Source organism: Pseudomonas sp. TE12508 (assembly GCF_056279485.1).
This window is the reverse complement of the sequence record NZ_JBWCCN010000022.1, coordinates 27,503-42,802: the sequence shown is the minus strand read 5'-3', so window position 1 is coordinate 42,802 and position 15,300 is coordinate 27,503. Positions and strand designations below refer to the sequence as shown.

The following is a 15,300-nucleotide window of genomic DNA, read 5'->3' as shown; positions in this document are numbered from 1 at the left end:
TGCGACACCACACCGCACGCGGCCTTTTTACTTATCGCCCCTGATCAGGCTAAATAGCCGCGCCTGATCGCCCACTCAACCGGATCTGTCCTCATGTCCCGACAACGGCTCGCATTTGCCTGGATCGCCTGCTTTGCAGTGCTGTTCAACATGCTCGCCATGCCGATGTCCGGAGCGATGGCGCAGACGGCGAAATCGCCGGCCGAACAGTTGCTGTGGGGCAGTTTCTGCTCTTCCAACGGCACTAAACTGGTAGCGATTTCCCTGGGCGATATCGAGCAGAAAGCTCCGCAGAGCGACGATCATTCCAACATGCAGCATTGCTGGTGCTGTTCGGGCTCTGCGCCATTGGTGACGTTGCCGGGGCATACGCCGCAGCTGTATTTTGCGCGTTTCGAGGCCAATCGAAGCCTGCCGCCGGCCACGCTCGACACCCCTACACCGCGACAGCAATGGCCGAGTCTCAACCCCCGCGCATCCCCTCTGGTGTGATTCCTTCTCGCAATTGACCTGCGTTTTGAATCGTTCTGGAGAACTGCCATGTTGAACAAACTCATCGTTCTGGCTGTGTTGCTGCTGCCTGCCTGTTTTGCCAATGCTCACGAATACAAGGCTGGCGAGCTTGAGATCGCCCATCCGTGGTCGCAAGAGTTGCCGCCCAACGCGCCCACCGTCGCGGCGTATTTCGTGATTCACAACAACGGCAAAACCGCCGACCGACTGCTGAGCGTTGACTCGCCAATTTCGGGAAAGGCCGAATTGCACGAGCACGTGAAGCAAAACGACCTGATGAAAATGCAGCAAGTGCCAAGCGTCGAGATTCCGGCTGGCGGCGAAGTCACCTTCGCACCGATGGCCTATCACGTAATGCTGCTGGAGCTGAAAGACCGCAGCCTGTTGAGCGACGGCAAGCGCTTCGCGCTGACGATGCACTTCGAAAAATCCGGCGATGTGACGGTCGAGGTCGCGGTGCAGAAAAAGGCGCCTGACGGCATGCAAGAGCATATGCACGCTCAGTAATCGCCCACGTTGAAAACGCCCATGCGCCCGCTTGGCACCCGGTCATCCATGCACCGCCGTCAGCCAATGAGCCTGACGCGCGGCGGCTGGATCAGCCTGTTCGCCATGCTGATGATCTTTATCGGCCCGCTGATTTCTCAGTCGATGCCGATGGATCAACGCGCCTCAATGTCCATGAGCATGAGCATGTCGATGGACATGCCCATGGACATGTCGGCCATGGAACATGGCGCGCAACCCGCCGCCGAGCACTGCCCACCCAAAGCCGACCATCACGCACTCTGGGAAAAATGCGGCTATTGCAGCCTGCTGTTCAATTGCCCGGCGCTCACTGGCGGTCTGTCCTTCGTCGCCTTCGACAGTCCACAGACAACCACTTTCAGCACTCCCGCCACCCGCCTGGGCCACGCCCGGCAAACCTTCTTCCCCGGCGCCCGTACCCGCGCACCGCCGATCGTCGCGTAAACACCCACCTCCGATCTCACACGGTCCGCAAGATGGCCATAGCTACCTGTGGGAGCGAGCTGTGTGGTGAGGGGGCTTGCCCCCGTTCGACTGCGTAGCAGTCGTAAAACGTTGCACGCCGTGTACCTGATACACGGCGATCGCAGGTTTTGGGGCCGCTTCGCGGCCTAACGGGGGCGAGCCCCCTCGCCACAGGAACTCGCTCCCACAGAGATTTGCACAGGCTGCCGGCCGTGTCGTTTACGACTGTTCGATGGAAATTGTCATGTCCAGGTTTTCTGCTGACACACGTTTGGGCGCTGCCCAGGCTTCTTTTGCCCTGAACGAATCCCGCGTTCGTTTCAGGCACGCCACCGCCGTTCTTTGCGGCGTGCTGCTGACACCGATGGTGCTGGCCGATGAACACACCGGCCACACCGAAGAACTGAGCCCGACGGTGATCACCGCCATCGCGCCGAGTTCGCCGCTGACCATCGTCACCAACCCCAAGGACCCGCGCCAACCAGTGCCGGCCAGCGACGGTGGCGACTATCTGAAAACCATCCCCGGCTTCGCTCTGGTGCGTAATGGCGGCACCAACGGCGATCCGGTGCTGCGCGGCATGTTCGGCTCGCGACTGAATATCCTCACCAACGGCAGCATGATGCTCGGCGCCTGCCCCGGCCGCATGGACGCGCCGACCTCGTATATCTCACCAGAAACCTACGACAAACTCACCGTGATCAAAGGCCCGCAAACCGTGCTCTGGGGCCCCGGCGCATCGGCCGGCACCGTCCTGTTCGACCGTGAGCCGGAGAGCTTCGGCGAACTCGGCACCCGGGTGAACGCCAGCGTGCTGGCCGGTTCCAACGGCCGCTTCGACAAAGTAGTGGACGCCGCTGCTGGCGGGCCGCTGGGTTACGTGCGCGTGATCGGCAACACCGCGCATTCCGACGATTACAAGGACGGCAACAACGACACCGTGCCCTCGCGCTACGACAAATGGAACGGAGATGTAGCGCTGGGCTGGACGCCGAACGCCGACACCCTGCTGGAATTGACTGCCGGCAAGGGTGACGGCGAAGCCCGTTACGCCGGGCGCGGCATGGACGGTTCGCAGTTCTTGCGCGAAAGCCTGGGCCTGCGCTTCGAACAGTCAAACATCGGTGAGGTGCTGGATAAGGTCGAGGCACAGGTCTACTACAACTACGCCGACCACGTGATGGACAACTACACCCTGCGCACGCCGTCCGGCACCGGGATGATGGCCGGCCCCATGGCCTCCAATGTCGACCGTCGAACCCTCGGCGCGCGGATCAAAGCCACTTGGCGCTGGGCCGATGTGCAACTGATCAGTGGCCTGGACGCGCAGACCAACGAACATCGCCAACGCAGCGCGATGGGCGTCGACGCCTACAAGGATGTGCCGCGCAACAAGGACGCCGACTTCCACAACTACGGCGTGTTCAGCGAACTGACCTGGTACGCCGCCGACCGTGATCGGTTGATCACCGGTGCGCGCCTGGATCGCGCGTCGGCCAAGGATTATCGGCAGACCATTGGCTCCGGGATGATGGCCCGCCCCAACCCGACGGCCGACGACACCCGCGCCGACACGCTGCCCAGCGGTTTCGTCCGTTACGAGCATGACCTGGCCGACAGCCCGACCACGCTGTACGCGGGCCTCGGTCACGCCCAGCGTTTCCCGGATTACTGGGAACTGTTTTCACCCAAGTCCGGCCCCGCCGGTTCGGTGAATGCGTTCGACTCGATCAAACCAGAGAAAACCACCCAGCTCGACTTCGGCCTGCAATACAAGACCGAAGACCTCGAAGCCTGGGCCTCGGGTTACGTCGGACAGGTGCGTGACTACATCCTGTTCAACTACACGCCGGGGATGATGGGCATGACCTCGCAAGCCGAGAACATCGACGCGCGAATCATGGGCGGCGAACTCGGGGCGGCCTACAAGCTGACAGCCAACTGGAAAGCCGACGCGACCCTGGCCTACGCCTGGGGCAAGAACAGCAGCGACGGCAGCGCCCTGCCGCAGATGCCACCGCTGGATGCCCGTTTCGGCCTGACCTACAGCGAAGACAACTGGAGCGCCGGCGCTTTGTGGCGGGTGGTTGCGGCGCAGAACCGCATCGACCGGAACAAGGGCAACGTGGTTGGCAAAGACTTCGACACGAGCTCTGGGTTCGGCGTGTTCTCGCTCAACGGTGCGTACCGGATCAACAAGAACTGGAAGGTCAGCAGCGGCGTCGACAACCTCTTTAACAAGGCTTACGCCGAACACTTGAACCTGGCGGGCAACGCCGGTTTCGGCTTTCCGGCCAATGATCCGCAAGCCATCAACGAACCGGGGCGCACGCTCTGGACCAAGGTGGATATGCGTTTCTAAAAGCATCGCGAGCAGGCTCGCTCCCACATGGACGGTGTTGAACCTGTGGGAGCGAGCCTGCTCGCGATCGGTTGCGCAGCAACCGCACTAAACAACAAAAACCTACGCCTGGCGGAGCACACAAATGAAACAGCCCAAACCGAATTTCTACAACCTGGCCTGGCGCTGGCATTTCTATGCCGGCCTGTTCGTCGCGCCATTCATGGTGATGCTGGCCCTGACCGGCATCATCTACCTGTTCAAACCGCAACTCGATCCGTTGATGTACGGCAGCCTGCTGAACGTCCCGGCCGGTCATCACACCGTCACCGCCGACGACCTGCTCAAACGGGTGAAAGAGGCGTACCCACAAGGCCAGATCAAACAATACCTGCCACCGGCCAACGCCGAACGCAGTGCGCAATTTGTCGTCATCGATAAGGGTCATGAACTGAACGTGTTCATCGATCCGTACCACGGCGACATCCTTGGCGAGCAAGACGCGAAGAAGAATCTGCAAGCGATTGCGCGCTCGATTCACGGCGAATTGATGATCGGCACCGTCGGCGATCGGCTGGTGGAACTGGCCGCCGGTTGGGGCGTGGTGCTGGTGGTCTCCGGCGTCTTTCTGTGGTGGCCGCGTGGCCAGTCCGCCGGGATTCTCTGGCCTCGCTTGAACAGTCGCGGCCGAGTGCTCTGGCGTGACCTGCACGCGGTGACCGGGTTCTGGGGCGCTGCATTGCTGCTGGTGATGCTGCTCAGCGGCATGACCTGGACCGGGTTCTGGGGCAAGCAATACGCCGATCTCTGGAACCGCTTCCCGGTAGCCATGTGGAATGACGTGCCGAAGTCCGACGTCGAGGCCCGCAGCCTCAACAGCGCCACGCGCCAGACCGTGCCGTGGGCCATGGAAAACACGCCGATGCCGATGTCCGGCGACCACGCCGAACACATGGCTCACACCGGCACGCAAGCCGGCTCGGCAGCGCCCACCATCATCCTGCAAGACGTGCAAAACATCGCCGTGCAACGAAAGGTCGAACCCGGCTACAGCATCACCTTCCCCACCACGGCCACCGGCGTGTTCACCATCGCCTTGTTCGCCAACGACCCGCGCAACGACGCCACCTTGCATGTCGATCAGTACAACGGCGACGTCCTCGCCGACGTGCGCTGGAAGCATTACAGCAATGTCGCCTGGGCCACGGAAGTCGGCGTAATGCTGCACGAAGGCAAGATGTTCGGCCCGTTCAATCAGATCATTGTGCTGCTGATCTGCCTGATGATTTTGCTCAGTGCGGTCAGCGGTGTGGTGATCTGGTGGAAGCGCCGGCCACAGGGCAAGTTCGGTGTACCGCCGTTGCGTCACGACCTGCCGAAATGGAAAGCCGCGATGGTCATCATGTTCGGGCTGGCAGTGATGTTTCCGTTGGTGGGGGCTTCGCTGGTAGTCGTGTGGGTGTTGGATCGGGTGCTGCTGTCGCGCTTTAGCCGGCAAACTGAATCCACTTCAGCTTCATCATGAAGCAGGTGAGATGCGTGTTTTAGAGGGATCTATAGACTTCTGGCGATTATCTCTGAAGCATAGGGCCTCTTCGCGGGCAAGCCTCGCTCCTACCAGTCCTGTGTCGTATGTGTGATTTGATCGTTCCCACGCTCTGCGTGGGAATGCAGCCCGGGACGCTCCGCGTCCCAAAAGCGGACGCAGAGCGTCCATTGATGCCTTCCCACGCGGAGCGTGGGAACGATCGTTGGGAATGAAATGACCTCGCTGAACCTCTCCAACCTCGCCTGGACACCCCTGGGCCACGGCCATTGCCATCACCAGTTCCAGCTGCGTGACGCATCGTTGCACGTGGCCGCGGGCGAGTTCGTCGGGTTGATCGGTCCCAATGGCAGCGGCAAGACCAGCCTGTTGCGTTGCGCCTATCGCTTCAGCAAACCGGAAAGCGGCGAGGTAAAGCTCGACCACAACAACGTCTGGAAGCAATCCTCACGCTGGTGCGCGCAACGCATCGCCGTAGTGTTGCAGGAGTTCCCCGACGCCTTCGGCCTGACCGTGGATGAAGTGGTCGCCATGGGCCGCACGCCGCACAAAGGGTTGTTTGATGGCGACACCCTTGAAGACCGAAAACTCGCGACCCACGCCCTCGAATCGGTCGGCCTCAAGGGCTTCGAAAACCACGCCTTCGCCACCCTTTCCGGCGGTGAAAAACAGCGCGTGATCCTCGCCCGCGCCCTGGCCCAGCAACCGCAATTGCTGATCCTCGACGAGCCGACCAATCACCTCGACCCGCGCTATCAGCTGGAGCTGTTGCAACTGGTCAAGCGTCTGCAGATCGGCACGCTGGCGAGCATCCATGACCTCAATCTGGCGGCAGCTTTTTGCGACCGGCTGTACGTGATCAATCACGGGCGCATCGTCGCCAGCGGTCCACCCAAAGAAGTCCTGACCGCCCAACTTTTGCACAACGTGTTCGGCGTCGACGCCCTGATCGACGACCATCCCTTGCACGGCTACCCACGAATCACCTGGATAACCCAACCATGACTTTGCGTTCCCTGCTGTGTCTCACTCTGTTGCTGGGCAGTGCCCAAGCCTTCGCCGAGGCCACGAAATACCCGCTGACCGTCCAGAGCTGCAACCGCGGAGTGACGTTCAAGCAAGCGCCAAAACACGCGGTCAGCCATGACATCAACATGACCCAGATGATGCTCGCCCTCGGCCTCAAACCGCAGATGGCCGGCTACAGCGGCGTGACTGGCTGGAAGTCGGTGACGCCCGAGATGCAGACCATCCTTGATGGCCTGCCGGAACTGGCGGCCAAGTACCCGTCGGTGGAAACCCTGCTCAACGCCAACGTCGATTTCTTCTTCGCCGGCTGGGATTACGGCATGCGCGTCGGTGGCGATCTCACGCCGCAAACCCTGCAGCCGCTGGGTATCAACGTTTACGAACTCACCGAGTCTTGCGCCTTCGTCATGAAGCGCCCACCGGCCAGCCTGGAAGACACTTACAACGACCTGCGCAACCTCGGGAAAATCTTCGACGTGCAGGATCGCGCCAATGCCGTGATTGCCCAGATGCAGGCGCAAGTCGCCGAGGTACGCAACGATCTGCCGACCGACAAACCTCGGGTATTTCTCTACGACAGCGGTGAGGACCGGGCCATGACTTCCGGTCGTCTCGGCATGCCGCAGGCGCTGATCGACGCGGCGGGCGGGCGCAACATTCTCGATGATGTCGAGGCGAGTTGGACGCGGGTCAATTGGGAGAACGTGGTCGAGCGCAATCCGCAGGTGATCGTGATCGTCGACTACGGCGAAGTTACCGCGGAGCAGAAGGAGCAATTCCTGCTGAACAACAAAGCCCTGCAATCGGTGGACGCGATCAAGAATCAGCGCTTCATCGTCATTCCTTACGTACAGGCCACGCCGGGGATCGATAACGTACTGGCGGTCGAGACCCTGGCCAAGGGTTTCCACGGCGAATGATCGATCGTCGCTATGCCCTGTTGCTGACCGTCCTCGGCGCGCTGTTGCTGGTGTCGTGCGTGGTGTCGCTGGGCGCAGGCCCGGCGCGGGTGCCGGTGGACGTGGTGTGGCGAATATTGCTGCACAAGATTTTTGGTTTCGGTGTTCCGGACTGGACGGCCGGGCAGGAACACATCGTCTGGCTGATCCGCGTGCCGCGCATGTTGCTCGGTGCGCTGGTGGGCGCCGGCCTGGCGTTGATCGGTGCGGTGCTGCAAGCGGTGACGCGCAATCCGTTGGCTGATCCGCACCTGCTCGGGGTGACCTCCGGCGCGACCCTCGGCGCAGTGATCGTGGTGTTGCATGTTGGTGAGATCGCAGGCTTGCTGACCTTGCCGATTGCGGCGTTTATCGGTGCGTTGTTGAGCATGTTGATCGTGCTGATGATCGCCAACCGTCATGGGCGGCTGGACAGTGATCGGCTGCTGTTATGCGGCGTGGCGGTGTCGTTCGTGATGATGGCGATTGCCAATTTGCTGTTGTTTCTGGGCGACCATCGCGCCAGTTCGGCGGTGATGTTCTGGATGCTCGGCGGCCTCGGGCTGGCGCGTTGGGAATTGCTCGCGGTGCCGGCGGCGAGTGTGTTGCTTGGGTTGGTGTTGTTGCTGGGGATGGCCCGGCCGTTGAATGCGTTGATGGCCGGTGAACAGACGGCTGTGACCCTCGGCTTGAATGCTCGCACCGTGCGCTTGCGGGTGTTTTTGATTGCGTCGTTGATGACTGGGGTGTTGGTGTCGATCAGTGGGTCTGTCGGGTTTGTAGGGCTGATGGTGCCGCACATTGCCCGGCGACTGGTCGGGGCGGAACACCGGCGACTGCTGCCGGTGTGCGTGTTGCTTGGCAGTCTGTTCCTCGTCTGGGTCGATGTCGCCGCCCGCACCCTGATCGCCCCCGAGGACTTGCCCATCGGCGTCGCCACCGCGGCCATTGGCGGATTGTTCTTCATCGGCCTGATGCGCCGCCGCTGATCCATTGTGGGAGCGAGCAGGCTCGCTCCTCTGCACCTGTTTGATCGTTCCCACGCTCTGCGTGGGAATGCCGCCAGGGACGCTCCGCGTTCCGCTTTTGAATGTTTAACGGATGTGTCAAAACACGGAACTTTCCCACGCCTTTTTCAGGTTGTTCGTCGGACGCGGGCCCTCTAGTCTTGGGCTGTCGCTGACAACTCAGCGATCGGGTGTGAGAACCCGGTAGCCCTGTTAATCCAACATCAGTACCACCATAATTGCCGCCAGCTTATCCGCTGTCTGCAATGCTCTATGGCGGCTGTGTGCGGACGGACTTCGGTCCGGCCGGGTTTGGGTGTTGACCGGTTTCTCACTCCGCACATAGCTGCCACCCCTTCGTCGCGTGAGAAACGACAAAGAATGGCTCCAATTAAGAGACAACACCCGATGAGCAAGAAGATAGTTCCCGATCCACCCATCGATATCACCACTCCCGAAGCCGAAAAATCGCGCGACGACGACCTCCTCAAAGATCGCGAAGCCATAAAACGCGCCCTCGACTACTACCTCGATCCCCCGGCGCAATACACCGAAAAACCCCGTCGCCCCAGCACCCTGTTCCTGGTTGCCCCGGATGCCGGCACCGAAAGCCTGCTGGCCCACGCTTGTGAGTCGTTGGCCTCGGCAAGTGTCCTGGCCAGCGATTTCGCCAACAATCTGATCGGCCCGCAGCGCCATACGGCGATGGCAATTCAACAGGTCATCATGCTGGCGGAGCTGGCGGTGAACCGGGCGCTGGACAACGTCGACCCGGCGTAATCCCCCGCTCTTTGGGAACGAGCCTTTGTGGCGAGGGGGCTTGCCCCCGTTGGGTCGCGAAGCGGCCCCAAAACCTGCAACTGCGGTGTATCAGGTACACCGCGTGCAATGGTTTTACGACTGCTTCGCAGCCGAACGGGGGCAAGCCCCCTCGCCACAGGTTTTGTATTCACAGCGCCTTACCTTAACTGACCGGCATTGGGGCAATCCTTCGCCCCAATGTGGAGCATCTTCTCGCACCAACGCGCCATACGCGATCCTTCATGGTGCGTCGCCCACACCCCGCAACCGCTCTAATACGACATTTCCTTGCCCTTCCCCGACCGGGCACAGCCCTTGCTAAAGACCCTTCAGTCGTCCGCATCTGCCAACCATAAAAAACTTTAACGTTCATGGAGATCGCACAATGAAGCGTCGCAGTTTGATCAAGGCTTTCACTCTATCGGCAAGCATTGCCGCGATGGGCATGACCTGGACTGTCCAGGCCGCCGAGACCATCAAGGTCGGTATTCTGCATTCGTTGTCCGGCACCATGGCGATCTCCGAAACCTCGCTCAAAGACATGGCGTTGATGACCATCGACGAAATCAATGCCAAGGGCGGCGTCAACGGCAAGATGCTTGAACCGGTGGTGGTTGACCCGGCATCGAACTGGCCGCTGTTCGCCGAAAAGGGCCGGCAGTTGCTGACCCAGGACAAAGTCGCCGTGGTGTTCGGTTGCTGGACGTCGGTGTCGCGTAAGTCGGTATTGCCAGTGTTCGAAGAACTCAACGGCCTGCTGTTCTACCCGGTGCAGTACGAAGGCGAAGAAATGTCGCCGAACGTGTTCTACACCGGCGCAGCGCCGAACCAGCAGGCGATCCCGGCAGTGGAATACCTGATGAGCGAAGAAGGCGGCAGCGCCAAGCGTTACTTCCTGCTCGGCACCGACTACGTCTACCCGCGCACCACCAACAAGATTCTGCGCTCGTTCCTGCACTCCAAAGGTGTGGCGGACAAGGACATCGAAGAGGTCTACACCCCGTTCGGCCATAGCGACTATCAAACCATCGTGGCCAACATCAAAAAATTCTCCGCCGGAGGCAAGACGGCGGTCATCTCCACGGTCAACGGCGACTCCAACGTGCCGTTCTATAAAGAGCTGGCCAACCAGGGCCTGAAAGCCACCGACGTTCCGGTCGTGGCGTTCTCCGTGGGTGAAGAAGAACTGCGCGGCATCGACACCAAACCGCTGGTGGGCAACCTCGCGGCGTGGAACTACTTCGAATCGGTCGAGAACCCGCAGAACAAAAAGTTCGTCGCCGACTGGAAAGCCTACGCCAAGAAACACAACCTGCCGGGCGCCGACAAAGCGGTGACCAACGACCCGATGGAAGCCACCTATGTCGGCATCCACATGTGGGCGCAAGCAGCCGAGAAAGCCAAGTCCACCGACGTCAACAAAGTCCGCGAAGCCCTGGCCGGCCAGACTTTTGCCGCGCCGTCCGGTTACACCCTGACCATGGACAAGACCAATCACCACCTGCACAAACCGGTGATGATCGGCGAGATTCAGGCCGACGGTCAGTTCAACGTGGTGTGGCAGACCGAAGGGCCGATCCGCGCCCAACCGTGGAGCCCGTTCATTCAGGGTAACGACAAGAAGCCGGACTATGCGGTGAAGAGTAACTGATTCACCCCGCTTAGCCTGATCGTTCCCACGCTCTGCGTGGGAATGCCTCAACGGACGCTCTGCGTCCGCTTTGGGACGCGGAGCGTCCCGGGCTGCATTCCCACGCGGAGCGTGGGAACGATCAATACAGGACACTCGCTATGCCCACTGCCCTTTACCGTCTCATCCTCGCCCTCGCGCTGTTATTGCCGATGGCCACCCACGCCGGCGACGCCGAAGACTTCGTCGCGGCCAATCCCGTGCAGCAAGCCAAACTCCTGGAAGCCTGGGCCGCGCAGCCCGATCCGGCCCGTATCGAATTGATCAACGCCCTGCAACAAGGTGAGTTGACCATCGATGGCCAACCAAAAACCCTGCGCCTGAACAATCGCCTGCGCGGTCTGATCGATACCGCGCTGGCCAGCCACCAATTGCTCGCCGCCGACGCCAAAATCCGCTTGGCCGCCGCGCAGCAATTGCAGAAAAGCGCCAAACCGGCGCAGTTGAAATTCCTCGACCAGCAACTGGCTGGCGAAAAAGACGAAACCGTTCACGCCGCCCTGAGCCTGGCGCTGGCCAACCTGCAACTGGTCGATACCGATCCGACCGTGCGCCTCGCCGCTGTGCGCTTGCTCGGCGAAACCGGCGACCCGCTGGCCCGCACCCGCCTCGAAGGGTTGCTCGAGCCCGGCGTCGAAGCCGATGCCAATGTGCGCACCGCCGCCGAAACCAGCCTGGCCCAGGTCAAACGCAAACTGCTGATCGGCGAGATGCTCGGGCAGGCGTTCAGTGGTATGTCCCTCGGTTCGATCCTGCTACTCGCGGCGTTGGGACTGGCGATCACCTTCGGCCTGCTCGGCGTGATCAACATGGCCCACGGCGAGATGCTGATGCTCGGCGCCTACTCGACTTACGTGGTGCAGCTGATGTTCCAGCGCTTCGCCCCGCAAGCCATTGAGTTCTACCCGCTGATTGCCTTGCCGGTAGCGTTTTTTGTCACCGCCGGGATCGGCATGGCGCTGGAGCGCACGGTGATTCGTCACCTCTACGGCCGCCCATTGGAAACCCTGCTCGCCACGTGGGGCATCAGCCTGATGCTGATTCAGTTGGTGCGCCTGGTGTTCGGCGCGCAGAACGTTGAAGTGGCCAACCCGGCCTGGCTCTCGGGCGGGATTCAGGTGCTGCCGAATCTGGTGCTGCCGTACAACCGCATTGTGATCATCGCGTTCGCTTTGTTTGTGGTGGTGCTGACCTGGCTGCTGCTGAACAAGACGCGGCTGGGCCTCAACGTGCGCGCCGTCACCCAGAACCGCAACATGGCCGCCTGCTGCGGCGTACCGACCGGGCGCGTCGACATGCTCGCTTTCGGCCTCGGCTCCGGCATCGCCGGCCTCGGCGGTGTGGCGCTGAGCCAGATCGGCAACGTCGGCCCGGACCTCGGTCAGAGTTACATCATCGACTCATTCCTGGTGGTGGTGCTCGGCGGTGTCGGTCAATTGGCCGGTAGCGTATTGGCCGCATTCGGCTTAGGGATAGCCAACAAGATTCTCGAACCGCAGATCGGTGCGGTGCTGGGCAAAATCCTGATCCTCGCGCTGATCATTCTGTTCATTCAGAAACGTCCGCAAGGCCTCTTCGCACTAAAAGGACGGGTGATCGACTGATGAATCAGCCTCTGCTGCTCACGGCCACACAAAAGGCCGGCCCCAAGGTCACGATTGCTGTCGGTGCGGTAATCCTCGTTCTGTTGCTGGCGTTGCCATTGCTGTCGTTGTTGCCGGCGGACAGCACTTTTCATGTCTCGGCTTATACGCTGACCTTGGTGGGCAAAATCCTTTGCTACGCCATCGTCGCCCTGGCGCTGGATCTGGTCTGGGGTTACGCCGGCCTGTTGTCCCTGGGCCACGGTCTGTTCTTCGCCCTCGGCGGTTACGCCATGGGCATGTACTTGATGCGCCAGGCCTCGGGCGACGGTTTGCCGGCGTTCATGACGTTTCTGTCGTGGACCGAATTGCCGTGGTACTGGACCGGCACCAGCAGCTTCCTCTGGGCCATGTGTCTTGTTGTATTAGCGCCTGGACTGCTGGCGCTGGTGTTCGGTTTTTTCGCCTTCCGCTCGCGGATCAAGGGCGTGTATTTCTCGATCATGACCCAGGCCCTGACCTTCGCCGGGATGCTGCTGTTTTTCCGCAACGAAACCGGGTTTGGCGGCAACAATGGCTTTACCAACTTCCGCACCATTCTCGGGTTTGGCATCACCGAACCGGGGACGCGTGCGGTGTTGTTTTTCGCCACGGTGTTGTTGCTGGTGGCGAGTCTGTTCATTGGTTGGCGGCTGGCGCAGAGCAAGTTCGGCCGGGTGCTGACCGCGTTGCGCGATGCGGAAAATCGCTTGATGTTCTGCGGTTACGATCCACGCGGTTTCAAACTGTTTGTCTGGGTGTTGAGTGCGGTGCTGTGCGGCTTGGCGGGCGCGCTGTATGTGCCGCAAGTCGGGATTATCAACCCGAGTGAAATGTCGCCGACCAACTCCATCGAGGCCGCCGTTTGGGTGGCGCTGGGCGGTCGCGGCACGCTGATCGGCCCGCTGCTCGGCGCTGGTGTGGTCAACGGAATGAAGAGCTGGTTCACCGTGGCGTTTCCCGAGTACTGGCTGTTTTTCCTCGGCGCGCTGTTCATCGTCGTGACGTTGTATCTGCCTAAGGGTGTGATCGGTCTGCTGAAGAAAAGGGGCGAATCATGAGGCTTGTAGAAATGAGAACCACTGCAACGGCTGAATTCATGCTCGAACCGGCGTTTTTCCCCGTAGAGCCCAACAAAGATGCGGGCAGCAGCCGCGATGCCATCGGTCTCGGCCAACGCGTCGGCCCCGGCCTGAATACCCGCCACGGCACCATCCTGACCCTGGAAGACATCAGCGTCAGCTTCGATGGTTTCAAGGCGCTGAACGCTCTGAACCTGTACATCGGCGTCGGCGAGTTGCGCTGCATCATCGGCCCCAATGGCGCGGGCAAGACCACGTTGATGGACGTGATCACCGGCAAGACTCGCCCAAGTCATGGCAAAGCCTGGTTCGGTGAAACCCTGGACCTGACGCAGATGAGTGAAGTGCAGATTGCCCAGGCCGGCATCGGTCGCAAGTTCCAGAAGCCGACGGTGTTCGAGGCCTTGAGCGTGTTCGAAAACCTGGAACTGGCGCAGAAAACCGACAAGTCGGTGTGGGCCAGCCTGCGGGCTCGTCTCAGTGGCGAGCAGAAAGATCGCATCAGCGAAGTGCTGGAAACCATCCGCCTGACTGCCTCGGTCAATCGGCCGGCGGGCTTGTTGTCCCACGGTCAGAAGCAGTTTCTGGAAATCGGCATGCTGCTGATGCAAGACCCACAACTGCTGCTGCTCGACGAACCGGTGGCGGGCATGACCGACGCCGAAACCGAATTCACTGCCGAGCTGTTCAAAAGCCTGGCGGGCAAGCATTCGCTGATGGTGGTGGAACACGACATGGGCTTCGTCGGCTCGATTGCCGACCACGTCACCGTGTTGCACCAGGGCAGCGTGCTGGCCGAAGGGTCGCTGGAGCAGGTGCAGGACAATGAGCGGGTGATCGAGGTTTACCTCGGTCGCTGAGAGCTGTGGAGATGATCGTTCCCACGCTCTGCGTGGGAATGCCGCCGGGGACGCTCCGCGTCCCGCTGACAATGCAGGGCTCAAGTCCTGCGCACGGGTGACGCGGAGCGTCACGGGATGCATTCCCACGCAGAGCGTGGGAACGATCACTGGGGGAGGATTTTGAACATGCTGCAAGTCGACAAGCTGCACCAGTACTACGGCGGTAGCCACATCCTGCGGGGTCTGACGTTTGAGGTGAAGGTCGGCGAAGTCACCTGCCTGCTCGGGCGCAATGGTGTGGGCAAGACCACCCTGCTCAAATGCCTGATGGGTTTGCTGCCAGCCAAAGAAGGCGCGGTGAACTGGGAAGGCAAACCGATCACCACGTTCAAGCCGCACCAACGGGTACATGCCGGCATCGCTTACGTGCCTCAGGGCCGGGAAATCTTCGGCCGGTTGACCGTGGAAGAAAATCTGCTGATGGGCCTCTCACGGTTTCCCGGCTCTGAAGCCAAGGAAGTCCCGGCGTTCATCTACGAGCTGTTCCCGGTGCTGCTGCAAATGAAGCAACGGCGTGGCGGTGACTTGTCCGGTGGTCAGCAACAGCAACTGGCAATCGGCAGAGCACTGGCCAGTCGTCCACGGCTGCTGATCCTCGACGAACCCACCGAAGGCATCCAGCCGTCGGTGATCAAGGAAATCGGCGCGGTGATCAAGCAGCTCGCGGCTCGCGGTGACATGGCGATTCTGCTGGTGGAACAGTTCTATGATTTCGCCGCCGAACTGGCCGATCAGTACCTGGTCATGTCCCGGGGCGAGATCGTGCAACAAGGGCGCGGCGAAAATATGGAAGCCGAAGGTGTCCGTGGACTGGTTACGATCTAACCTGCAGCCTC

At 61.0% G+C, this 15,300-nt stretch carries 14 protein-coding genes; all 14 read left to right on the top strand.

Annotation, left to right across the window (positions count from 1 at the left end; all coding sequences use genetic code 11):
* Nucleotides 1-93 precede the first annotated feature (93 nt).
* The 14 genes from ACZ9IM_RS26415 (at nucleotide 94) to urtE (ending at nucleotide 15,289) form a co-directional block, all read left to right on the top strand.
* Nucleotides 94-492 carry a DUF2946 domain-containing protein gene (locus ACZ9IM_RS26415; RefSeq protein ID WP_476225396.1) on the top strand — a complete coding sequence of 133 codons (399 nt, stop codon included), beginning with the start codon at nucleotides 94-96 and terminating at the stop codon, nucleotides 490-492.
* A gap of 48 nt (nucleotides 493-540) precedes the next feature.
* Nucleotides 541-1,020, top strand: a complete 480-nt coding sequence (locus tag ACZ9IM_RS26410; RefSeq protein WP_427627385.1) for a copper chaperone PCu(A)C — start codon at nucleotides 541-543, stop codon at nucleotides 1,018-1,020.
* Nucleotides 1,021-1,041: 21 nt separating this feature from the next.
* The gene (locus tag ACZ9IM_RS26405; protein ID WP_476225395.1) at nucleotides 1,042-1,485 is read left to right on the top strand and encodes a DUF2946 domain-containing protein; all 444 of its coding nucleotides are present in this window, start codon (nucleotides 1,042-1,044) and stop codon (nucleotides 1,483-1,485) included.
* 265 nt (nucleotides 1,486-1,750) lie between these two features.
* Nucleotides 1,751-3,868, top strand: a complete 2,118-nt coding sequence (locus tag ACZ9IM_RS26400; protein WP_427627381.1) for a TonB-dependent copper receptor — start codon at nucleotides 1,751-1,753, stop codon at nucleotides 3,866-3,868.
* A 124-nt stretch (nucleotides 3,869-3,992) separates the two neighbouring features.
* On the top strand, nucleotides 3,993-5,372 hold the full coding sequence (locus ACZ9IM_RS26395; RefSeq protein WP_476225393.1) for a PepSY-associated TM helix domain-containing protein: 1,380 nt from the start codon (nucleotides 3,993-3,995) through the stop codon (nucleotides 5,370-5,372).
* Between the two features lie 237 nt (nucleotides 5,373-5,609).
* Nucleotides 5,610-6,398 (top strand): ABC transporter ATP-binding protein, encoded by a 789-nt coding sequence (locus ACZ9IM_RS26390; RefSeq protein WP_427627377.1) that lies wholly within the window; start codon nucleotides 5,610-5,612, stop codon nucleotides 6,396-6,398.
* A complete protein-coding gene (locus ACZ9IM_RS26385) occupies nucleotides 6,395-7,342 on the top strand; it encodes an ABC transporter substrate-binding protein (protein WP_427627375.1) in 948 nt (315 codons plus the stop codon). The genes ACZ9IM_RS26390 and ACZ9IM_RS26385 overlap by 4 nt, the downstream gene beginning before the upstream one ends.
* Nucleotides 7,339-8,349 carry a FecCD family ABC transporter permease gene (locus ACZ9IM_RS26380; protein ID WP_476225391.1) on the top strand — a complete coding sequence of 337 codons (1,011 nt, stop codon included), beginning with the start codon at nucleotides 7,339-7,341 and terminating at the stop codon, nucleotides 8,347-8,349. Before ACZ9IM_RS26385 ends, ACZ9IM_RS26380 begins: the two co-directional genes overlap by 4 nt.
* Before the next feature lie 426 nt (nucleotides 8,350-8,775).
* Entirely contained in the window at nucleotides 8,776-9,147 is a 372-nt protein-coding gene (locus tag ACZ9IM_RS26375) for a DUF6124 family protein (protein ID WP_429429666.1), read from the top strand.
* 406 nt (nucleotides 9,148-9,553) lie between these two features.
* Complete coding sequence (urtA, locus tag ACZ9IM_RS26370) at nucleotides 9,554-10,819, top strand: urea ABC transporter substrate-binding protein (protein ID WP_476225390.1); 1,266 nt, start codon at nucleotides 9,554-9,556, stop codon at nucleotides 10,817-10,819.
* A 140-nt stretch (nucleotides 10,820-10,959) separates the two neighbouring features.
* Entirely contained in the window at nucleotides 10,960-12,462 is a 1,503-nt protein-coding gene (gene urtB, locus ACZ9IM_RS26365) for an urea ABC transporter permease subunit UrtB (protein WP_476225389.1), read from the top strand.
* Nucleotides 12,462-13,541, top strand: a complete 1,080-nt coding sequence (urtC, locus tag ACZ9IM_RS26360; protein ID WP_427627369.1) for an urea ABC transporter permease subunit UrtC — start codon at nucleotides 12,462-12,464, stop codon at nucleotides 13,539-13,541. Before urtB ends, urtC begins: the two co-directional genes overlap by 1 nt.
* Before the next feature lie 11 nt (nucleotides 13,542-13,552).
* Nucleotides 13,553-14,422 carry an urea ABC transporter ATP-binding protein UrtD gene (urtD, locus tag ACZ9IM_RS26355; RefSeq protein ID WP_476225388.1) on the top strand — a complete coding sequence of 290 codons (870 nt, stop codon included), beginning with the start codon at nucleotides 13,553-13,555 and terminating at the stop codon, nucleotides 14,420-14,422.
* A gap of 168 nt (nucleotides 14,423-14,590) precedes the next feature.
* Entirely contained in the window at nucleotides 14,591-15,289 is a 699-nt protein-coding gene (gene urtE / locus ACZ9IM_RS26350) for an urea ABC transporter ATP-binding subunit UrtE (protein WP_007907370.1), read from the top strand.
* Nucleotides 15,290-15,300 lie beyond the last annotated feature (11 nt).